This is a genomic window from Oceanihabitans sediminis (assembly GCF_003337215.1).
GTDB lineage: Bacteria > Bacteroidota > Bacteroidia > Flavobacteriales > Flavobacteriaceae > Oceanihabitans > Oceanihabitans sediminis.
In genome coordinates, this window is record NZ_QPIG01000003.1 from 37,898 (window position 1) to 58,963 (window position 21,066).

Below are 21,066 nucleotides of genomic sequence, written 5' to 3' on the forward strand. Positions count from 1 at the left end.
CATGAAGAATACTACATACACAGCAAGAGCTTATATAACACTAATCATTGCTGTAATTTTTTCATTAAATGCCATCTCTCAAACTACTATATATTTTGAAAATTTTCAAAATTCAACCACTGGATGGACTGCTAATTCTACAGGAGATGAATCTGGTGGATGGATTAGAGGCACCAATATATCTCACAATACAGGTAATACAGGTTCATATGTTTTTTCTAATAAATACACAAACGTCTATAACAATTCCACAAGAATTATTGCCACAAGCCCAACAATCGACTTAAACGGTTATAGCAATATAGTTCTTGACCTTGATATTTGGGTTGAAACGGAAAGGCGCTATGACGGTATGCAAATAGAATATTCATTAAACAATGGTACTAGTTGGTCCACTTTAGGTTCAACTACAAATACAAATTGGTACAATGTTTATGTTGACGCTCTATATAGTGATGGATGGTCTGGAAGCAGTAGTGGTAATTGGTTAAACCAAAGTATAAACTTAAGTACTGAAAACCCAAGCTTCAACACTGCCTCTCAAGTAAGGTTTAGAGTAATTTTTGCATCAGATAATTCTAATCGTAATATTGGAGTAGCTTTTGATGAGTTTAGAATAATAGGAGATTTAGCCGCCCCACAACCAGAAATAGACATCACAGGCTTAGGGGTTTCAATAACAGATGGAGACACTACTCCGTCTACAACAGATAATACAGAATTTGGGGCCATAGGAGTTGGGGCTACTTTAGATCACACTTTTACAATTCATAATACAGGAAACGCAAATCTAAACCTAACAGGTCTACCTTTTATGGTAAATATTTCTCCTAATCCTAATTTCTCCATTTTAACACAACCCGCTAATAATGCAATTGCCCCTGGAGCTACTGAAACATTTGTAGTACGCTTTACTCCGGTATCTGCAGGTACTTTTCAGACTACTATTTCTATAGACAACAACGACTCTAACGAAAACCCATATACTTTTAGAGTACAAGGAACAGGTATTGCTCCTTTAACAGAAGGACCAGGTGGTGTTACAAACCATTTAGCACTGTGGTTAAAAGGAACAGATGGTCTAGGGTATACCTCTGGACAACCTGTATCGTTATGGGAAGATCAAGGGCGTGGAGCAAATGCAACAGCTCCTACCGGATTGGAACCCACTTACCGCGATACGCCATCATATAATGTGAATTTTAACCCTGTAGTAGATTTTGACAACGACTACAACACTGCCAGTCAAGACTTTACATATTCAGACACCAATAGAACCACATTGGTAGGAACAGAAGGGTTTTATACACAAGACATGTTTGTTGTTTCCATTCCTGATGTCAATGTCACATCGTCTTTGGCAAGCATGGATGTATTTTGCGGAGATGACGACCCTGGAAACAATGAACGTGATGGTTCAGGTGTTGGTTATGGAAAGTATTCAAAAAGGTTTGACAATGAAGTGATTTCTTATGCAGTGGGCACTACTTCAACTACAACAGTTCCTGTTAATGATAGAGGGTATGGTGTGGCACATACAGGTACATCAATTATTTATAACAATGTTGGCATAATCAATTCCAAAAATAATTCCAATACTCCATCTGCTAATATTCTATTATACAATGCCAATAATATAGGCAATTCAGAAGTAGGGCTTCCTCAATATAGAAATATATCAAACTCTCGTTATTTCTTAGGCAGAAGTGAAGCATTCAAAGGTAGTTACGAAGGAAGAATTGCAGAAGTTATTACTTATTCTGCTAAAAAAACAGATGCTGACTTAACGCAAGAACGCAACCGTATTCAATCGTACTTAGCTATAAAATATGGTATAACCTTAGGAGTTAATGGTACATCACAAGATTATGTAGATAGTGATGGAAACACAATTTGGGATGCCAATACAGGCACACCTGCAGAAGATGTATTTAACTTTGATATTGCTGGAATAGGCCGTGATGACGCCTCCGACTTACTCCAAAAACAATCCCGTAGCGTGAATAATGCTACAGATGGCCTTGGAAGAACACAAGGGGTTCTTACTATTGGTATGGGAAGCATTGCTAACACAAATAATCTAAATACAAATAACGAACTTCAAGATAAAGAGTTTTTAGTTTGGGGGAATAATGGTGTCGACTTAAATACAGCCGCTCCAGATGTGACAGTAAATATGAGTGCTGATATAACTCCTGCTTTAACAACAGATGTAACATTTTCTGCTATAAGTAGAGTTTGGAAAGTAGTTGAAAATGTTAGCACGGGTGGAGATATTCCAACTGTAGAAGTCGCCATTTTAAAAAGCGCTGTACGTACTGCAACCCCTCCAGATGGACGTTATCTAATGTTTATATCTGATACACCTAACTTTGACCCTACTGCAGATTATCGGGTAATGACAGAAGCTACAAACGAATTGGGCGAAGCTATTTTAAAAACGAACTACGATTTTGACAACACAAAATACATCACCTTTGGTTGGGCTCCCGAGCGTAGATTTGAGCGCTCTGTATACTTCAATGGTGTAGATAGCTATATGGATATGGAAGATGCTTTAAACTTAAACCAAGCAGCTTTTACAATTTCTGCATGGGTAATGCGTGAAGCAAATGCAACAAACAAATCTATTCTGTCTAAACGTGATGCTGCTTATACCGAAGGCTATGATTTTAAAATTAATGCCTCTGGTAAACTAGAAGTATCATGGAGAACACCCCTTGGAGTAGCCCAAATAATTACATCCAATACAACCATACCTCAAAATACTTGGCATCATTTGGCTATTATTTACAACGGCACAACTGCAACGCTTTATATCGATGGTGTACAGGATACACAAGCAAACTTATTGCAACCAGGTAATACCAACCAATCCTTTTTCATAGGTGCAGCTGCAAAACTAGCTCCTGAAGCATTTTTCCATGGTAATATTGATGAAGTACGTATTTGGAATACAGCCATCTCTGTAGATCAGTTAAGGTATATCATGAATCAAGAAATTAAAGAAAATGCTGGCACTATTGGAGCTTCCTACTTTATGGATGAAGCTATAACACCTACTAAAAATGAAATAGCTAGTATACCTTGGTCTAGTCTAGACGCTTATTACCCTATGTCAACCTATACATACACCAATACTAAAGACGAATCTGGTAACGGCCACCAGGGAGCTTTACGAACCTTAAGAACTGTAGATAGACAAACAGCTCCACTACCTTATAAAACAGTGGCCACAGGAACAAGTGATTGGGATTTAAACACAACTTGGCTATATGGTCCATACCAAACAATTCCTGGAGCCGCTTCTATTGTGGATAATACTATTACTGTAGATTGGAATATTGTAGAAACAGACGATAACATAAACATGAATAACAGCAGCTTGCCAGCAACGGCAAATGAAAATAGAACCTTACTTGCTCTTGTAAATAAAAGTAGTGAAATTACTGTTGAAGGAGACAATAGTACGAATACAGGTTTTGGACTAACCATTACGCATTATTTACAGTTAGATGGTAAAATAGATCTAGAAGGAGAGTCTCAACTAATTCAAACAACAGATAGTGATTTAGTAGTTGGAACTAATGGTGCATTAGAAAAAGACCAACAAGGAACAAGAGACCTCTTTACATACAACTATTGGAGCGCTCCTGTAGGCTATACAGCAACTACAAACCCTAATAATTATAGATATACCCTGAATGACAACATCATGAAGGATGGAACAAACCCATTAGCACCTGTTAACATTAACTATATAGGAGGTTATGACGGTTCTAACGGTTCTCCTATAGGAATTGCTCACTATTGGATTTGGAAATTCAACAACTATCTATCAGATGATTATGCATCTTGGCAGCATGTAAGAAATACTGGAACTTTGTTGGCAGGTGAAGGCTTTACCATGAAAGGTGTTAACAATACCAATGGCGCCGTACATTTAGAACAAAATTATGTGTTTGAAGGAAAACCTAATAATGGAAATATAAGCTTACCTATAAACGCAGGTAACGAATATTTAGTTGGTAATCCTTATGCTTCAGCTTTAGATGCCCAACAATTCATCACTGATAATGGACCAACTATTTCTGGTGCAGGAACAGACCCAACTATTAGTGGTACCCTTTACTTTTGGGAACACTGGGGTGGCGGATCTCATATTTTAAGAGAGTACCAAGGTGGCTATGCTACCTACAACTATTCTGGTGGTACACCTGCTGCTGCCATGGGTACAAGTGACCCTGATGTGGCAACTGGAGGTACGCCAACGAAAATCCCAGGGGATTACATACCTGTAGGACAAGGGTTCTTTGTGGAAGGGGAAACTAATGGAAATATCATATTTAATAATACACAACGTATTTTTCAAAAAGAAGGAGGAACAGCTTCCGTTTTTGTTCGTAACAATGAAGAAGCTTCTCCTACTGCTAATGCAGACCTTGGAGATGAGAGAACTAAAGTTCGCCTAGGCTTTAACTCGGTCAACACGATACGTAGACAATTACTTGTTACGGTGGATGAAAGAGCTACAGCTAACTACGATTGGGGCTTTGATGCCAAGAACTTAGATACACAAATAGATGACATGTCATGGTTAATTGCTGGCGAACTATATATAATACAAGGTATTAATGAAATTAATCAGACTACCATACTTCCTATTAGTATTAAAACTAGAGACGAAGGACTAAACAGTATTACTATAGATGCATTAGTTAATTTTCCAGATCATTTACAAATTTATGTGCACGACAAAGATTTAGGAATGTATCATAACTTAAGATCTAGTGATTACCAAATAAATCTTCCTGCTGGAGAATATTCTGAAAGATTTGAGATAACCTTTTCCGAAGAATCATTAAGTATAGAGGAACTGGAAGCTAATGATTTAGATGCTTCTTATGTTAATGAATCAGAAAGTATAGTGATTAAAAACCCAAACAATCTAGAAATTGAAAAGGTAGAAATCCTGAATATACTAGGTCAAACAATATATACTTTTAAAGAAGACTCAACTAGTAACTTCCTGGAGTATAAAACAAATAAACTTAGTACAGGAACTTATATTCTAAAGTTAAAAACCAAAAATACTACTTGGTCTAAAAAAGTGCTTATAAATTAAACTGATTTAGATTAAATTTATGGGGAAACAAAAAAAACCGGAACAAATTGTTCCGGTTTTTATATGTAAATCAAAGCTGTTATGCTTATTGTACTCGTGCAATAAGTGCTTCCAATGAAAGCGTTTCCTGCTCTCCTGTTTCCATGTTTTTCAATGTAAAACTATTGCCCTGCATTTCCTTATCTCCTACTAAAACCACAAACGGAATTTGACGCTTATTCGCATGATTCATTTGCTTTTTCATCTTAGCTGCATCAGGATATAACTCAGCATTTATACCTTTCCCTCTCAATGTCTTAATAGCTTTTAAACAAAATAACGCTTCTGCATCGCCAAAGTTTATAAACAATACTTCTACCGTTTTACTTATAGTTTCTGGAAATAAATGAAGCTCTTCTAAAACCAAATAAATTCTATCTAGTCCAAAGCTTATACCTACACCACTAACGTCTTTCATCCCAAAAATCCCTGTAAGGTCGTCATAACGTCCTCCGCCACCTATAGAACCCATTTTCACGTTTTCTGGTGCAGCTACCTCAAAAATAGCTCCCGTATAATAATTTAATCCACGAGCTAAAGTAACATCCAATTGTAATGTTGCTGTTTGTAATGCCAATTCGCTTATGGCATTATTTATAAACTCTAATTCTTCAATACCTTTCTTTCCTTCTTCAGAAGCATCAAGAATTTCTTTTAAACTTTCTATCTGAGAAGCAAAATCACCCGTAAGACTAAATAAAGGCTGTAGTTTTTCTATTCCGCTTTGCGATATTCCTTTGCTTAGCATTTCCTCTTTTACCTTCTCCTCGCCTATTTTATCTAATTTGTCTAAAGCAACAGTAAAATCTATTAGCTTATCGCTTGCACCAATAACTTCTGCAATACCAGAAAGAATCTTTCTATTATTAATTTTAATAGTAACTCCTTCTAATTTTAAATCTGTAAAAACAGCATCATATAACTGAATAAACTCCACCTCCTGAAATAAAGAAGCAGAACCTACTACATCGGCATCACACTGATAAAATTCTCTAAACCTTCCTTTTTGAGGTCTATCTGCTCGCCAAACCGGTTGAATTTGATAACGCTTAAACGGAAACTCTATGTCGTTTTGATGTTGTACTACATACCTTGCAAAAGGAACAGTAAGATCATAACGAAGGGCTTTTTCAGAAATATTAGAAGTGATTTTAGTAGAATCTTTACTCGCATAAAGCGCATCATCTACCTTAGATAAATAATCTCCAGAATTTAAGATTTTAAAAATAAGCCTATCGCCTTCTTCTCCATATTTCCCCATTAAATTATCGGAATTTTCAAAGCTAGGAGTTTCAATTGGTTGAAATCCGAAACGCTCAAAATGCCCTTTAATCGTGTTTATTATATAGTGACGTTTTGCTACTTGTTCTGGATTAAAATCTCTGGTACCTTTAGGAATACTTGGTTTTTGTGCCATCTTTACATTCCACCTAAGTGGAAATCTCATTTATAGTATCTATTTTTCACTAGAAAATAAAAAAACAGACACCTGGTTAATTCATTTATGAACTACAAAAATATCATATTTTTTAAAGAGCCACATAATTATTTAAGAATTATAGTAACTTTAACTCCTTTTAGTAGTCTTATATAAAAAAGCAACCTAAAAACTATGTTTGGACTCGTTAGAGAAAATATTAGAATTGCCTTCGATTCTATAAAAAGCCAATTATTACGTACTATTTTAACCGTTTTAATTATCGCAATAGGTATAACCGCTTTGGTAGGGATTTTAAGTGCTGTTTCTGCGCTTGAAAACACCATTTCAAGCGATTTCTCCTCCATGGGTTCTAACACCTTTAATATTCAGCGCTACGAGTTTACAACACAAAGAAGAGGCCGTGGCGAAGTACAAAAGGTAAACCCTATTATTAGCTACAGAAATGTAAAAGATTTTGAAGAAACTTATGAGTTTCCAGGAACAAAAACCTCTGTGTCCTTTACAGGTACTCGCGGTGCAGAAGTAAAGTTTGAAAACAACAAAACAGACCCTGAGGTTACCGTTATTGGAGCCAACGAAAATTTCATTCAAAACTCCGGGCTAAAACTAGAAAACGGAAGAGAAATAAACATCTTCGATGTCAAAAACAACAGTAACGTCTGCGTAATTGGTAGCGATTTAAATAAAGCTTTGTTTGAAAATGTAAACCCTATAGGGAAAACAATTAGCGTAAGAGGGGTGAAATTTAAAGTAATTGGAACACTAGAATCTAAAGGAGCTACCTTTGGGAACAACCAAGATTTACGAGTTATTATTCCTATTCAAAATGCACGATCTATTTTTACATTACCTAATATCAACTACCAAATTAGTGTAATGGTAAACAATAAGGAAATGTTAGAAGGCGCACAAGACCATGCTATTATTACCTTTAGAAATATTCGCGGATTAAATCCATTAGAAGAAAATGATTTTGGCTTAGAAAGAAGTGATGACCTAATAAACAGAATTGGCTCTATCACTATTTACTTAGAATATGCCGCGTGGATAATTAGCATCATAACCATTCTAGGTTCATCTATAGCACTAATGAATATTCTTTTTGTTTCAGTTACAGAAAGAACCAGAGAAATTGGAGTTAGAAAAGCACTTGGTGCAAAAAAGAAAACCATTGCTTTTCAGTTTTTTATGGAAGCATTAATCATTGGACAATTAGGCGGAATCATAGGAATTATTTGTGGGGTATTAATTGGTCTCTTAGTGGCAACCATAGCAGAATTCCAATTTACTACTCCTTGGTTTGCTATGTTTAGCGCATTTACAATCGCCTTTATAGTTGCAGTAGTTTCCGGATTATTACCAGCAATAAAAGCTGCCAAATTAGACCCTATAGAGTCTTTAAGACACGAATAAAAGCTAAATAGTTAGCATAAAAAAGCAGCTGTTTCTAAGTATAAGAAACAGCTGCTTTTTTTTATAAGATTATTTTTTAGTTTATCAGTTTATCAAAAAACTTATAAAGATCTCCCTTAGAAATAACCCCTCCTTGCTGGATAAGAGTAAACTTATCTAAATTCTTATCTTCGGTATATGCTTTCTTTGCTTGTAAAAACTCTACATTTTCATCCATTAAGTTTTCACGTAACCAATTATAACCATCCCTGGTGGTTAAATCTATAGCGTTTTTAAGCTGAACAGCTATAACATGCATATGTTCTTCCATGGCATAAAACAAATGCATTTGTTGCGGAGAAATATGCTCAATATATTTTGCTTGATTTAAAACACCTTCCCAAACCAAATCACTAAAAACATCTAGTTCTTGTTCTGCAACTTCTGGTTTTTGCTGTTTAATATCTGTCCACTCATCTGCTGTAATAGATTGTGATGCTAAGAAATTTATAAATTCTTGATGTAATTCTTCAAATTGTTCTTTAGTAAGTCTAGAGTATTTCATTGAAAGTGTGTTTTCGTTTCCGTAAACGGAAATATCAAAAATAATTTTATTAAAAAAGCCTCCAGGTTTAAGTGGAGGCTTCTATATTTTAAATAACGTAGTTATTAGCTTGCTGCGATTACTTCAAAAGGTAATTCAACAGTAACTTCTCTGTGTAAACGAACAGTAGCTTCGTACTTTCCTAAACGTTTTACAGTAGTAACTGTGATGTATTTTTTATCAATTTCTTGACCTACTTTTGCAATTGCTTCTGCTAAGTCGATATTGTTGATAGATCCAAATAATTTGTCTCCAGCTCCAACTTTAGCAGCTATTTTAATATCTAATGCTTTAAGTGCATCTGCAACTTTGTTTGCATCGTCAATAATTTTCTTTTCTTTGAATGCTCTTTGCTTTAGGTTTTCAGCTAAAACTTTTTTAGCAGACCCAGTAGCTAATACAGCTTTTCCTGTCGGAATTAAAAAATTTCTACCATAACCGTTCTTTACCGTTACAACATCGTCTTTAAATCCTAAATTTTCAACGTCTTGTTTTAATATAAGTTCCATTGTTATGATTTTTTTATTTTAATAAATCTGCTACGTAAGGCAATAATGCTAAATGACGTGCTCTTTTTACAGCAACAGACACTTTTCTTTGGTATTTTAAAGAAGTACCTGTTAAACGTCTTGGTAAAATTTTACCTTGCTCGTTAACAAATCCTAATAACCAATCAGCATCCTTATAGTCCACATACTTAATACCAGACTTTTGGAAACGACAGTATTTCTTTTGCTTGTTTGTTTCTATATTTAACGGAGTTAAATATCTGATTTCTCCGTCTTTCTTTCCTTTAGATTGTTGTTCTATACTTGACATAATTACGCTTTTTGTTTTAGTTTAGCTCTTCTTCTTTCAGCCCATGCTACTGCATGCTTGTCTAAAGTAACAGTTAAGTAACGCATAAAACGCTCATCACGTCTAAACTCTACTTCTAAAGGATTGATTACCTCACCATCTACTTGGTATTCAAATAAGTGATAAAAACCACTTTTTTTCTTTTGAATTGGGTATGCTAATTTTTTTAGACCCCAATCTTCTTTGGATATCATCTTCGCTCCTCTAGAAACAAGAAAATCTTCGTATTTCTGTACTGTTTCCTTTATCTGTGCCTCAGATAAAACGGGATTTAAGATGAAAACAGTTTCATAATGATTCATAAAAATCTATTTTATTTGTTAAAAATTGGCTGCAAAAATAAGTCTTTTATTTATAAGTCACAACAAAATGAAACATTATTCGCAAAATAATTCTTCAAAAAAACATGATTCTTAAAGTTATGTTAAGCAATTCTTTTTGTCGATGATTCTTGGTTTTTAACCTTAAAATTTGTACTATTGTCGATACCTTAACCTTGAAAACAATAATGTTATGACTTTAAACTGCGTAGTAGTTGATGACTCTGCAATACAACGTCTTTCTATTGTTAAGTTAATTGAGAACCATGCTTCTCTTAATTTAATAGCAGAATACAGTAGCGCATTAGAAACTAAAAATGGTTTAAATACTCATAAAGTAGATTTAATCTTTCTAGATATAGAAATGCCTGTTCTTAACGGGTTTGAGTTATTAGATGTTTTAAACAACAAACCTCAAATTATTTTTGTGACTGGTAAAACAGAATATGCTTTTAAGGCATTTAATTATGATGCTACAGACTATTTACAAAAACCAATAACCAAAGAACGTTTTAATACTGCGGTTGATAAAGCTTTAGAACAACATAAATTAAAATTAGACTTCAACGAAACAGAAGGAGAACATATTTTTGTAAAAAGTAACCTAAAGAAACGTAAAGTTTATATTAATGACATTAAATGGATTGAAGCCTTAGGGGACTATGTAAAACTAGTTACAGAAGATACTAGCCTTGTCGTGCTTTCTACCATGAAAGCTTTTGAAGCAGAACTTCCAGAAGGTAAGTTCTTAAGAATACATAAATCATATATTGTTAATCTAGATAAAATTGACAGATTTAACAGTAAAAATGTTGAAGTAGGATCTTTTGAAATTCCTTTAAGTAGAAACAAAAAGACACAGCTTATTGAAGCGCTAAACAACAACTAGCAAATCAATAACATATAAAATCAGAAAAGTCCAACTAAGGTTGGACTTTTTTATTTCTTATTACCTCTCTCCTATAAAGAGAAACTTAATAGTTATCTACATTTAAAATTACCCTAACCGATCTAAAGTCTTTTACCGCATTAAAACTATTATCAATTCTAATAATAGTTTCCTTTGTTTTCGCTAAAGATTGTTTACTAGGTATCTTAACAATAATATTTTTATGATACTGATTGCGTATTCTAGCTACCGGAGGAAACTCAGGTCCCAATACAAAATCACCAAAAACCTGTCGTAAAGATTGCGCATACCAATCTGCAGCCATATTCACTCGATTATAATCCTTATGCTTTAAAGTAATTTTTATAAGCCTATACACTGGCGGATATTTAAAAACATACCTTTCGTCCATTTGCTCCTTAAACATCGAAGCATAATCATTGGTAGAAACCTGCTGCAAAATTTTATGATACGGATTATAAGTCTGAATCAAAACCCTTCCTCTTTTTTCGGTACGCCCTGCCCTACCCGAAACCTGCAGCATTAATTGAAAACTTCTTTCATGCGCTCTAAAGTCTGGAAAATTCAACATATTATCGGCATTCATAATACCTACCAAGTTAACATTTCTAAAGTCTAATCCTTTGGTAAGCATTTGCGTTCCTACCAATATATCTACTTCCTGCTGCTCAAAGGAAGTAATTATCTTTTCGTAACCGTATTTCCCACGAGTAGTATCTAAATCCATTCTAGCAACCTTATGGTCTGGAAAAAGCTGCTTCACCTCTATTTCTATCTGTTCGGTTCCAAAACCCTTACTGTCTATCTCCGGACTCCCACAAGCGCCACAGGTTTGCAGCATGGCTGCCTGATATCCGCAATAATGACAACGCAATTGGTTTCTATATTGGTGATAGGTTAAACTAACATCGCAATTAGGACATTGAGGCGCATTACCACAGGTAACACATTCTACAATTGGAGAAAACCCTCTCCTATTCTGAAACAAAATAATTTGCTGCCCCTCTTTTAGTGTTTCGGTCATTTCTTCAATAAGTCTATCACTAAAATGACCTTTCATTTTTTTGCGCTTATACTTATCTTTTAAATCTACCAGCTCAATTTCTGGCATTAAAACATCATTAAAACGAGTACTTAGTGCAACAAAACCATACTTATTTTGTTTGGCATTAAAATAACTTTCCAAACTTGGTGTTGCAGAACCTAGAAGAGTTTTAGCTTTATGAATATTAGCCAATACTACTGCCGAATCTCTTGCGTGATATCTAGGTGCAGGATCAAACTGCTTAAAAGACTGCTCATGTTCTTCGTCAACTATAATCAATCCGAGATTACTAAAAGGAAGAAAGATAGAAGAACGTGCTCCTAAAATTATTTGCGCTTTCGCGGAATTATCTAAAAGATTATGATACACCTCAACCCTTTCGTGAATAGAGTATTTAGAATGAAATACAGAAACTTGCTCGCCAAAATAATTCTGCAGTCTTGTTACCAACTGTGTGGTTAAAGCTATCTCTGGAAGCAAATACAATACTTGCTTTCCTTTTGCTAAAGCCTCTTCAATAAGCTTTACATAAATTTCGGTTTTCCCGGAAGATGTAACGCCGTGCAACAGAGTAACAGAATGCTTTACAAAAGATTCCTTTATTTCCTTAAGCGCAGTATTTTGGTATTCGTTTAACTTTTTAGAAGCTTCATTTTCTTCTCCAGAATAAGTAACCCTATCTGTTTGAATATGGTATTCTTCTAAAATACCTTTATCAATTAAAGTCTTTACAATGGCAGAAGATGCTTCACTTGCTTCGGTTAATTCGGTAACTTTTATTGGTTTCTTCGTTTTTGCCGTTAGCATAAACAAAGTCATTACCACTTGTTTTTGTTTGGGCGCTCTATTTAATTCTTCTAAAACAGCTTGAAGCGCAGCTTCCGAAGAAAAATTAGGATGTAATCGCACATATCTAACCCACTTTGGTTTGTACTTTTCATAGATTTCTTCCTGCAGATGAATTGCTTCTTTTTCCAACAATCGCTTGATTACCGGAAGCACGTTTTTCCTATCTAAAATATTCATTAAATCCTGAATCTTTAAAGAGGACTGGTGTTGCAGGGCTTCATAAACTAGAAACTCATCGTCTAATAGCTCTTCGTCTAAAATTTCCTTCTGGTTGTTTTTACTTATAATGGTTTCACTTTCTAAAAGAAAAGCGCTTGGTAAAGCTGCTCGCATCACATCTCCTAAAGTGCACATATAGTAACTTGAAATCCATTCCCAAAAGGCTAATTGCTGTGCGTTTATAATAGGCTCCTCATCTAGTATTTGATGAATATCCTTTGCCTCATAAACCAATGGTTTGCTAGTATGAATACGATGTACTAAGCCCGTGTAAATTTTAGATTTACCAAACGGAACCGCCACACGCATACCTACGCGTAAAAAAGACGCTTCCGCTTCAGTAATGCTATACGTAAATAGCTTCTGTAGCGGAAGTGGTAATATAACGTCTATATAATTCAATGGAAAAGTGCTAGAAATTAGTTTTTAACGCGAATCCAATTTTGAGTTTTGTAAAAGAAAGCAATATACCCTCGTACATCTAATGTATTAGGATCGTCTTCGTTTAAGGCAACGGTACATTTATATTTTTTTCCAGATTCCGGATCAAAAATAGTTCCTCCTTTATAAGTATCTCCATCTTTTTTCAGGTTCTTAATAAACTCTAAACCTACTAAAGGTGTGTTCTTTTCATCTCCTTCACACTTAGTACAAAGGGCATCTTTGTTCTTGTTTTTAAGGAGTGCTTCAATTTTTCCGTAAACTTTTCCATCTTTTTCATAAATGGAAACAATAGATTTTGCCTCACCTGTTTCGTCATCAATAGTTTTCCATTTTCCGAAGATATCTTGAGAAAAAACAGAGAAAGTCATGCAAAAGCATATAGTAAAAAGGATGTATTTGTTCATTTTATAAAAGTTTAATTTATGGTATTATTTAATTTTCTTAATCTATTTAAAGATGCATTTAATTCGTAGCCAAGTAACAAAATATTAGAGTTCAACCATAGGTAAAACATTAAAATTAATATTGCCCCAATAGAACCATATAACTCATTATACTGTGCAAAATTGTTTATATATATACCAAAAAGGTAGGAAGTTAATATAAACAATAAAGTAGTTAATAAAGCACCAACAGAAAAGAATTTAGAGTTTTTCCCTTCCATAGTACCAAAATAATACAAGGTAGCAGTGGCTAAATAGGTCATTATTAAGAAGAAAATATATCTTGCTGTAACAATCCAAAACACACTAGTAGATTCTTCTGTAAAACCTTCTTCATTTAGTCTTTCAAAAAGCGGTTGCAGTATATAAATTTCAACATAACCAAAGATAACCACAGTTAGTATAGCCATAAAAGCTAAAATTAAAGCTACTCCTAACGCGTATAAGTATTGTTTAAAGACGTTTCTAGTAAGCTGCACATGGTAAGAGGTTTCAAACCCTGAAAACACAGCATTTACACCGTTGGCCATCAAGAATATAGAAAGTAAGAATACCGATGAAAGTAAGCCTCCACGGCCAGTATTGATATTTCCGTAAATATTATCTTCAAAAAACTCTGCAGTATTAGAAGGTAAAAAAGAATTTAGAAAAGATAAAAACTCGGCTCTAAATCCATCTATTGGTATATACGGAATGACAATAAGTACAAATAGTAAAAATGGAAATATTGCCATAAAGAAACTAAAGGCAATGGCACTAGCTCTTGTTGCCAATGTTCCTTTTACAATACCTATTGCATAAAGCTCCAACAAACTATAAATAGATAAACCTTCAAAACCAGGAAGTTTAATTTGCTGTAATAGCTTTACCAACAGATTAACTATCGGTATTTTCTCCAGCCTATCTTCTATTTTTTTTGTCATGAAATTAGAGTTCGTCTATTTCTATCGATTAATATAAAAAAACTTTGCAATGAAACTACAGATTAATTAACCGCTTTCAAACTTAAGTCCATATTATAAACCGAGTGCGTTAATGCTCCAGACGAAATATAATCTACTCCACACTCTGCGTATTTACGAAGCGTTTTCTCGTTAATTCCTCCTGAACTTTCTGTTAAACATTGGTCGCCAATAAGTTTTACTGCTTTTTTGGTGTCCTCGTAGTTAAAGTTATCTATTAATATTCGGTAAACACCACCACATTTTAAGATTTCTTCAATTTCCTTTAAATCTCTAGCTTCTACTATAATCTTTAAATCTCTATTGGTCTCTTTTAAGTAAGCTTTTGTTTTTTCTATAGCTTTACTTATTCCTCCAGAAAAATCAATATGGTTATCCTTCAACATAATCATATCGTATAAAGCAAACCTGTGATTTTCTCCACCACCAATCTTAACTGCCCATTTTTCTAAAGCACGAATTCCGGGAGTGGTTTTTCTTGTGTCTAAAATCTTAGTCCCTGTTCCTTCTAATAAATCTACAAATTGTTTTGTTTTGGTTGCAATGGCACTCATACGCTGCATAGCATTAAGCACTAATCGTTCCGCTTTTAAAATAGACTGCGAAGCTCCTTCTATATAAAAAGCAATATCACCGTGTTTTACTTTGCTTCCGTCTGGAATAAGCGTTTCTACTTTCATGTCTTTATCAACATAAGCAAAAACTTGTTTAGCAAATTCTACTCCTGCTATAATTCCCTCATCTTTCACTAAAAGCTTTGCTTTCCCTTGAGCGCTTGCAGGAATACATGCTTGAGAACTATGATCACCATCTCCTACATCTTCACGAATAGCATTGGCTATTATTAAATCTATTTCTTTTTCAAATTGTTCTTTACTTATCATAACAAAAATCTTTGTGCTAAAATAATGATTGCTATTCAAAATATTCCATTTTTCAATTTCCAAATTCTAAAAAGTTTTACCTTTGACCACTATGACTATAAAATTACTAGCCATTGGCAAAACAGACAACAAGCAATTACAAAGCTTGATAAACGATTACACCAAGCGTTTAGGACATTATATTAAATTTGAATTAGAGATTATTCCGGATTTAAAGAAAGTAAAAAACCTAAGCGAAGCACAACAAAAACAAAAGGAAGGAGAACTTATTCTAGCCAAACTAAACAATACAGATGTATTGATTCTTTTAGACGAAAATGGAAAACAAATGGATTCTGTTGGTTTTTCAAACTATTTACAGAAACACATGAATTCTGGTATCAAGCAATTGGTTTTTGTAATTGGCGGACCTTATGGCTTTAGTGAAGAAGTGTATAGTAAAGCGCAAGGTAAATTGTCTTTATCTAAAATGACCTTTTCGCACCAAATGGTACGTTTGTTTGTTATAGAACAAATTTACAGAGGGTTTACTATATTAAAAAACGAGCCTTATCACCATAGGTAAACCCTCTGTTTTATAATTTATCTTGTAGAATAGGTTTCTTTACGCTTTTTAAGTTGACGTTCTAAATCTCTAATCGTTTCTCGAACTGCTACCTCGTACTGCTTCTCATCTGATGTGGCAAATATTCTTGGGCCTGGCAGACTCAATTCTATATCGCAAATCTTTCCTTTATCATGACTCTTTTCATCTTTTTTGAATCGAACCATGGCGCTAATTAAAAACTCATATCTATCCGATAATTTATGCAATCTTTCCGTTGTAAACGCATTTAGTGTTTCACTAATATCAACTCCTACGTATTCAAATTTTACAGTCATATTATAATGTTTTAGTTATTGTTTCTAAGGTAATAAATATACTCCTAATAATACATGATTTTTGTCATACTTCCGTTGGAATTAACTCTTTTTTAGCTTTTAAGACCTTATGTAATAGCAGATTTTAAATAGACGTTTCTAATTAATGCACAACCATAAAGAACATATAAAATTATTAATATATTTTTACAGAAATTTAAACATCTAAATCACCCTATCATGCAACTTGTTTTCGCAACCAATAACCTAAATAAACTAAAAGAAGTGCAAGCTTTAATTCCTGAACATATAAAACTTTTAAGTCTAAAAGATATTGAATGCTTTGAGGATGTTCCAGAAACACAAGATACTATTGAAGGGAATGCAATACAAAAAGCAGAATACATAAAAACTAAATATGGTTACGATTGTTTTGCAGACGATACCGGTTTAGAAGTAGAAAGTTTAAATGGAGAGCCTGGAGTATATTCGGCACGCTATGCAGGGGAGCAACGTAATGATAATGACAATATGGATAAACTTCTAGCGAACTTAAAAGACAAACCAAATAGAAAAGCACAGTTTAAAACAGTTATTGCTTTACACCTTAACGGAAAATTAGAAACCTTTACAGGAATTTGCAAAGGAGAAATAACTACCGAAAAACAAGGAGAGAAAGGTTTTGGATACGATCCTATTTTTAAAGCAGAAGGTTATGACAAAACTTTTGCTGAAATTTCTTTAGAAGAAAAAAATAAAATTGGGCACCGAGGAAAAGCCGTAAATCAATTAGTAACTTTTTTAGCCTCTTTATAACATTCATAGTATTTCCCGCCGAATCATTTAGTATAAAACACATAACAGAAAAACCATTTAAAAGTACTTTCGTCAGAAATAAAACTACCAATTCAGTAAAAAAAGTAGTTTTTTCGTAATTCCGATGAATTTATATTGTACTTTTGCAACTTGAAACTCAAAAAAAGTTGAGTTATTTATTCCTCAGAGTGAGGATGTGTTACTAGAAGTTTAGGTTAAGTATGTCGATTCGCTTCTTTTGTAACACTACAAAAAATAATCGATTACTTATTTAAACAAGAATGAACACATTCCAAGATTTAGGTCTTAATGACGACCTATTACAAGCTATTAACGATTTAGGTTTTAAAAAACCAAGTGAAGTCCAAGACAAAGCAATTCCAATTTTATTAGAAGAGGACACAGATTTAGTGGCTTTAGCTCAAACAGGAACAGGTAAAACTGCAGCCTTTGGTTTTCCAATGCTTCAAAAAATTCAGGTAGATAGCAGAACTACTCAAGGACTTATCTTATCTCCTACCCGCGAACTTTGTTTGCAAATTACTAACGAGCTTAAACAATATGGTAAATATTGTAAAGGTCTTAATGTTGTTGCCATTTATGGTGGTACTAGCATTCAAGAACAAGCTAGAGAAGTAAAAAGAGGGGCGCAAATTGTTGTAGCTACTCCTGGTCGTATGAAAGATATGATCAAAAGACGTATGGTAGATATTTCTAAAATTGAATATGCAGTTTTAGATGAAGCAGATGAGATGCTTAACATGGGATTCTTTGAAGATATCACAGATATTCTATCACATACTCCTCAAGAAAAAAGCACATGGTTATTTAGTGCTACCATGCCTAAAGAGGTTGCTACAATTGCAAAAAAATTCATGCATTCTCCTAAGGAAATCGTTGTTGGAAACAAAAACGAAAGTACCAACCAAGTTTCTCACGAATACTATTTAGTAAATGCTAGAGATAGATATGCAGCTTTAAAAAGACTTGCAGATGCTAACCCAGATATATTTTCAGTAATCTTTTGTAGAACAAAAAGAGATACACAAAAAGTAGCCGAAAACTTAATTGAAGACGGTTATAGTGCTGGAGCTTTACACGGAGATTTAAGCCAAAACCAACGTGATTTGGTAATGAAATCTTTCAGAAACAAACAAATTCAAATGCTTGTTGCAACAGATGTTGCTGCTCGTGGAATTGACGTAGATGATATTACTCACGTAATTAACTACCAATTGCCAGACGAAGCAGAAACATACACACACAGATCTGGTAGAACAGGACGTGCTGGTAAAACTGGTATTTCTATGGTTATCGTTTCTAAAAGCGAAGTACGCAAAATAAAAAGTATTGAACGTATCATCAACCAGAAATTTGAATTAAAACAAATTCCTGACGGTATGGCAATTTGCGAAGTACAGTTAATGTCTCTTGCAAACAAAATTCACAATACAGAAGTAAATCACGAAATAGACAAGTATCTAGACAACATCAATGAGTTGTTTGCAGAAACTTCTAAAGAAGAACTTATCAAAAAGTTTTTCTCTGTAGAATTCACACGTTTCTATAACTATTACCAAAAATCTAAAATCCAAAGCATCGATCCTTCTAAAGTAAGCGATCGCGATGGTAGAAAAGTGAATAGTGGTAACGATTCTCGTTATTTCATTAATGTAGGTAGCAGAGATGGTTACGATTGGATGAAGTTAAAAGATTTCTTAAAAGAAATATTAGACTTAGGAAGAGATGACGTTTTCAAAGTAGATGTTAAAGAGAGTTTCTCTTTCTTTAACACGGAAAAAGAACACCAAGAAAAAGTACTTGCTTTCTTTACAGACTTCAAACACGAAGGACGTTTTGTTAATGTAGAAGTTAGTGAAAACCGTGGTGGCGGTGGCGGAAGAGGTCGCGGCGGAAGACGTGATGGTGGAAGCGACAGAAGACGTGGCGGATTTGGTGATAAACCAAGAGGCGAAAGACGCAGTGCTGGAAGAAGAAGCGATTCTTCTAACAGAGGCGAAAGACGTAGTAATGAAACTTCTTCAAGACGTTCAGAACCTAGAGATAAATCAGAATTTAAAACTACACATGCAAGGCCAAGACGTTCTAGACGTTAAACCTTTTTGTTAATTTTAAGTCAAAGTTACTGTATGGCTGTATATTTGTAAATATGTTTGTACATTTATACTCCATACAATACATGATAATGAAGAACTGGTTTCCACTTTTTATATTACTTTTCACACTTAGCTTTAGCTATGCACAAGAAGAGCCTACAAAAGTTGAGGGTGTAGTAATTAATGCTGCAGACGATACTGTTTTAGAAAGTGTAAACATTGTAAACCTTACACAAGTTATTGGTACTTCTACCAATGCTAAAGGAGAGTTTAAACTTACTGCAAAAGCTAATGACACTTTACATTTTTCTTTTTTAGGTTTTAAATCTATTAAAGTAAAAGTAACGAATGACTGGATAAAATACGGAAGCTCTAAAATAGCATTAACCGAACTAGCATTAGCCTTAGAAGAGGTAGTTGTAAACCAATTCAAACTTACAGGACACTTAGAAGTTGATATTAAAAACGTACCGCAAAACAATAGTTACAGATATGCAATTTCTGGACTACCAAGTACCGGTTACGAAGCAGGAAACCGTTCTCCAAGTGCTGTTACTAAAGTATTAGGCGCTATTTTTAATCCGGCAGACTTTTTATATAGAATGTTTGGAAGACAACCTAACGAAATGCGTAAGCTGAAGAAAATGAAGCAAGACGATGAAATTAGAAACTTGCTAGCATCACGTTTTGACAGAGAAATGCTAACCGTATTATTACAGGTAGACCGTGTAGACTTAGACGAAATTATTAGTCAGTGTAACTACTCTAAAGAATTCATACGTTCTGCAAACGATTTGCAGATATTAGATGCAATTAGCGAATGTTACGAAGAATATAAAGTCTTAAGCCGAAACAAATCTGCTAAGTTTTAAATAACAACAACATATAATACAAAAAGCGCAATCCTTTATCGGATTGCGCTTTTTTTTGTTCCATAGAATATAGAAAACCCTAAATTAATGTTCTTGATAAAAGCGCTCTACAATTTGATCATAGCTTTTAATAGATTTCTTCATCCAATCTAATCGCTTAGCTCTTTGCTCCTCTTCGCTTAGCTGCCAAGATAAATCACTTTGTCTTAATCTAGATGTTACATCTTGCAAAACAATAGCAGCACTTACAGATATGTTTAAGCTTTCTGTAAAACCAACCATAGGTATTTTTAAATAACAATCGGCTGCATCTAAAACCTCCTGCGATAACCCTTCGGTTTCTCTACCAAAGAAAAAACAAGACTTCTTAGTAATATCAAAATCCTGAAGCAAGCAATCGTTAGTATGCGGTGTAGTTGCTACAATTTGGTATCCTTTTTCTTTAACAGATGCGATACAATCCTTCACAGAGTGAAACCTATCTAAATCTACCCATTTCTGTGCACCCATAGCAATTTCTCTATCAATACTCTTACTATTTACCTCTTCTACAATATGCAATTCTTGAATGCCAAAAACATCACAACTACGCATAACAGCGCTGGTATTATGTAACTGATACACATCTTCTGTTGCCACCGTAAAATGCTTCGTTCGTTGTTTTATAACCTTATGAAATCTATTTCTACGGTTTTCGGTTAGATGATTTTCTAAATATTCAAGTAGTTTTATATCCGTCATGTTCTTCTTTTAAAATCAAATTTAAATAAAAAAGAACGGATTCTCACTTTCGTGGGAAAGACAAATAGGTTAATTTTATAAAAGAAACTAAATAGCTCTTTAATGGAAGCAAACAGAAGTATTT

At 34.1% G+C, this 21,066-nt stretch carries 18 protein-coding genes; 7 read left to right on the top strand and 11 right to left on the bottom strand.

What is annotated here, in order from left to right:
- Position 1: 1 nt before the first annotated feature.
- Positions 2-5,125 carry a LamG-like jellyroll fold domain-containing protein gene (locus DU428_RS08565; RefSeq protein ID WP_114436839.1) on the top strand — a complete coding sequence of 1,708 codons (5,124 nt, stop codon included), beginning with the start codon at positions 2-4 and terminating at the stop codon, positions 5,123-5,125.
- 85 nt (positions 5,126-5,210) lie between these two features.
- Here DU428_RS08565 and hisS read toward each other — a convergent pair whose 3' ends face one another.
- Complete coding sequence (hisS, locus tag DU428_RS08570) at positions 5,211-6,581, bottom strand: histidine--tRNA ligase (protein ID WP_072352202.1); 1,371 nt, start codon at positions 6,579-6,581, stop codon at positions 5,211-5,213.
- Between the two features lie 195 nt (positions 6,582-6,776).
- On the opposite strand from hisS, the gene DU428_RS08575 reads away from it, so the two are divergent.
- Positions 6,777-8,018 carry an ABC transporter permease gene (locus DU428_RS08575; RefSeq protein ID WP_113966550.1) on the top strand — a complete coding sequence of 414 codons (1,242 nt, stop codon included), beginning with the start codon at positions 6,777-6,779 and terminating at the stop codon, positions 8,016-8,018.
- A 76-nt stretch (positions 8,019-8,094) separates the two neighbouring features.
- On the opposite strand, the gene DU428_RS08580 is transcribed toward DU428_RS08575, so the two are convergent.
- From DU428_RS08580 to rpsF, 4 genes are all read right to left on the bottom strand, one after another.
- Positions 8,095-8,562 carry a DUF6495 family protein gene (locus DU428_RS08580; protein WP_113966549.1) on the bottom strand — a complete coding sequence of 156 codons (468 nt, stop codon included), beginning with the start codon at positions 8,560-8,562 and terminating at the stop codon, positions 8,095-8,097.
- Positions 8,563-8,666: 104 nt separating this feature from the next.
- Positions 8,667-9,110, bottom strand: coding sequence for a 50S ribosomal protein L9 (rplI, locus tag DU428_RS08585; RefSeq protein ID WP_113966548.1), 444 nt, complete (start codon positions 9,108-9,110; stop codon positions 8,667-8,669).
- Positions 9,111-9,123: 13 nt separating this feature from the next.
- Positions 9,124-9,420 (bottom strand): 30S ribosomal protein S18, encoded by a 297-nt coding sequence (rpsR, locus tag DU428_RS08590; RefSeq protein ID WP_072352180.1) that lies wholly within the window; start codon positions 9,418-9,420, stop codon positions 9,124-9,126.
- A 2-nt stretch (positions 9,421-9,422) separates the two neighbouring features.
- On the bottom strand, positions 9,423-9,761 hold the full coding sequence (rpsF, locus tag DU428_RS08595; protein WP_072352179.1) for a 30S ribosomal protein S6: 339 nt from the start codon (positions 9,759-9,761) through the stop codon (positions 9,423-9,425).
- A gap of 211 nt (positions 9,762-9,972) precedes the next feature.
- Between rpsF and DU428_RS08600 the strand changes: the two genes are divergently transcribed.
- On the top strand, positions 9,973-10,668 hold the full coding sequence (locus DU428_RS08600) for a LytR/AlgR family response regulator transcription factor (RefSeq protein WP_072352178.1): 696 nt from the start codon (positions 9,973-9,975) through the stop codon (positions 10,666-10,668).
- An 85-nt stretch (positions 10,669-10,753) separates the two neighbouring features.
- On the opposite strand, the gene priA is transcribed toward DU428_RS08600, so the two are convergent.
- From priA to nadC, 4 genes are all read right to left on the bottom strand, one after another.
- On the bottom strand, positions 10,754-13,204 hold the full coding sequence (gene priA, locus DU428_RS08605) for a replication restart helicase PriA (protein WP_113966547.1): 2,451 nt from the start codon (positions 13,202-13,204) through the stop codon (positions 10,754-10,756).
- Positions 13,205-13,221: 17 nt separating this feature from the next.
- Entirely contained in the window at positions 13,222-13,650 is a 429-nt protein-coding gene (locus DU428_RS08610; protein ID WP_072352176.1) for a DUF2147 domain-containing protein, read from the bottom strand.
- A gap of 11 nt (positions 13,651-13,661) precedes the next feature.
- Positions 13,662-14,612, bottom strand: coding sequence for a YihY/virulence factor BrkB family protein (locus DU428_RS08615; protein ID WP_072352175.1), 951 nt, complete (start codon positions 14,610-14,612; stop codon positions 13,662-13,664).
- A 62-nt stretch (positions 14,613-14,674) separates the two neighbouring features.
- Positions 14,675-15,535 (bottom strand): carboxylating nicotinate-nucleotide diphosphorylase, encoded by an 861-nt coding sequence (gene nadC / locus DU428_RS08620; protein ID WP_072352201.1) that lies wholly within the window; start codon positions 15,533-15,535, stop codon positions 14,675-14,677.
- A gap of 91 nt (positions 15,536-15,626) precedes the next feature.
- Between nadC and rlmH the strand changes: the two genes are divergently transcribed.
- Entirely contained in the window at positions 15,627-16,100 is a 474-nt protein-coding gene (gene rlmH / locus DU428_RS08625; protein ID WP_072352174.1) for a 23S rRNA (pseudouridine(1915)-N(3))-methyltransferase RlmH, read from the top strand.
- A gap of 17 nt (positions 16,101-16,117) precedes the next feature.
- Here the strand turns inward: rlmH and DU428_RS08630 are convergent, their stop codons facing one another.
- The gene (locus DU428_RS08630) at positions 16,118-16,417 is read right to left on the bottom strand and encodes an HPF/RaiA family ribosome-associated protein (protein WP_072352173.1); all 300 of its coding nucleotides are present in this window, start codon (positions 16,415-16,417) and stop codon (positions 16,118-16,120) included.
- A 219-nt stretch (positions 16,418-16,636) separates the two neighbouring features.
- Between DU428_RS08630 and DU428_RS08635 the strand changes: the two genes are divergently transcribed.
- The 3 genes from DU428_RS08635 to DU428_RS08645 all read left to right on the top strand — a co-directional run bounded on the left by DU428_RS08635 (position 16,637) and on the right by DU428_RS08645 (position 20,201).
- Positions 16,637-17,212, top strand: a complete 576-nt coding sequence (locus DU428_RS08635) for a non-canonical purine NTP diphosphatase (protein ID WP_113966546.1) — start codon at positions 16,637-16,639, stop codon at positions 17,210-17,212.
- 281 nt (positions 17,213-17,493) lie between these two features.
- Positions 17,494-19,329 carry a DEAD/DEAH box helicase gene (locus tag DU428_RS08640; protein WP_113966545.1) on the top strand — a complete coding sequence of 612 codons (1,836 nt, stop codon included), beginning with the start codon at positions 17,494-17,496 and terminating at the stop codon, positions 19,327-19,329.
- A gap of 89 nt (positions 19,330-19,418) precedes the next feature.
- A complete protein-coding gene (locus tag DU428_RS08645) occupies positions 19,419-20,201 on the top strand; it encodes a carboxypeptidase-like regulatory domain-containing protein (RefSeq protein ID WP_072352170.1) in 783 nt (260 codons plus the stop codon).
- 84 nt (positions 20,202-20,285) lie between these two features.
- Here the strand turns inward: DU428_RS08645 and DU428_RS08650 are convergent, their stop codons facing one another.
- Positions 20,286-20,942, bottom strand: coding sequence for a TrmH family RNA methyltransferase (locus DU428_RS08650; RefSeq protein ID WP_113966544.1), 657 nt, complete (start codon positions 20,940-20,942; stop codon positions 20,286-20,288).
- Positions 20,943-21,066: the final 124 nt, after the last annotated feature.

Bases quoted from the DNA above. Each gene is read 5' to 3' on its own strand.
- DU428_RS08565 (WP_114436839.1), top strand. From the start codon at position 2: ATGAAGAATACTACATACACAGCAAGAGCTTATATAACACTAATCATT.
- hisS (WP_072352202.1), bottom strand. From the start codon at position 6,581: ATGGCACAAAAACCAAGTATTCCTAAAGGTACCAGAGATTTTAATCCA.
- DU428_RS08575 (WP_113966550.1), top strand. From the start codon at position 6,777: ATGTTTGGACTCGTTAGAGAAAATATTAGAATTGCCTTCGATTCTATA.
- DU428_RS08580 (WP_113966549.1), bottom strand. From the start codon at position 8,562: ATGAAATACTCTAGACTTACTAAAGAACAATTTGAAGAATTACATCAA.
- rplI (WP_113966548.1), bottom strand. From the start codon at position 9,110: ATGGAACTTATATTAAAACAAGACGTTGAAAATTTAGGATTTAAAGAC.
- rpsR (WP_072352180.1), bottom strand. From the start codon at position 9,420: ATGTCAAGTATAGAACAACAATCTAAAGGAAAGAAAGACGGAGAAATC.
- rpsF (WP_072352179.1), bottom strand. From the start codon at position 9,761: ATGAATCATTATGAAACTGTTTTCATCTTAAATCCCGTTTTATCTGAG.
- DU428_RS08600 (WP_072352178.1), top strand. From the start codon at position 9,973: ATGACTTTAAACTGCGTAGTAGTTGATGACTCTGCAATACAACGTCTT.
- DU428_RS08610 (WP_072352176.1), bottom strand. From the start codon at position 13,650: ATGAACAAATACATCCTTTTTACTATATGCTTTTGCATGACTTTCTCT.
- DU428_RS08615 (WP_072352175.1), bottom strand. From the start codon at position 14,612: ATGACAAAAAAAATAGAAGATAGGCTGGAGAAAATACCGATAGTTAAT.
- nadC (WP_072352201.1), bottom strand. From the start codon at position 15,535: ATGATAAGTAAAGAACAATTTGAAAAAGAAATAGATTTAATAATAGCC.
- rlmH (WP_072352174.1), top strand. From the start codon at position 15,627: ATGACTATAAAATTACTAGCCATTGGCAAAACAGACAACAAGCAATTA.
- DU428_RS08630 (WP_072352173.1), bottom strand. From the start codon at position 16,417: ATGACTGTAAAATTTGAATACGTAGGAGTTGATATTAGTGAAACACTA.
- DU428_RS08635 (WP_113966546.1), top strand. From the start codon at position 16,637: ATGCAACTTGTTTTCGCAACCAATAACCTAAATAAACTAAAAGAAGTG.
- DU428_RS08640 (WP_113966545.1), top strand. From the start codon at position 17,494: ATGAACACATTCCAAGATTTAGGTCTTAATGACGACCTATTACAAGCT.
- DU428_RS08645 (WP_072352170.1), top strand. From the start codon at position 19,419: ATGAAGAACTGGTTTCCACTTTTTATATTACTTTTCACACTTAGCTTT.
- DU428_RS08650 (WP_113966544.1), bottom strand. From the start codon at position 20,942: ATGACGGATATAAAACTACTTGAATATTTAGAAAATCATCTAACCGAA.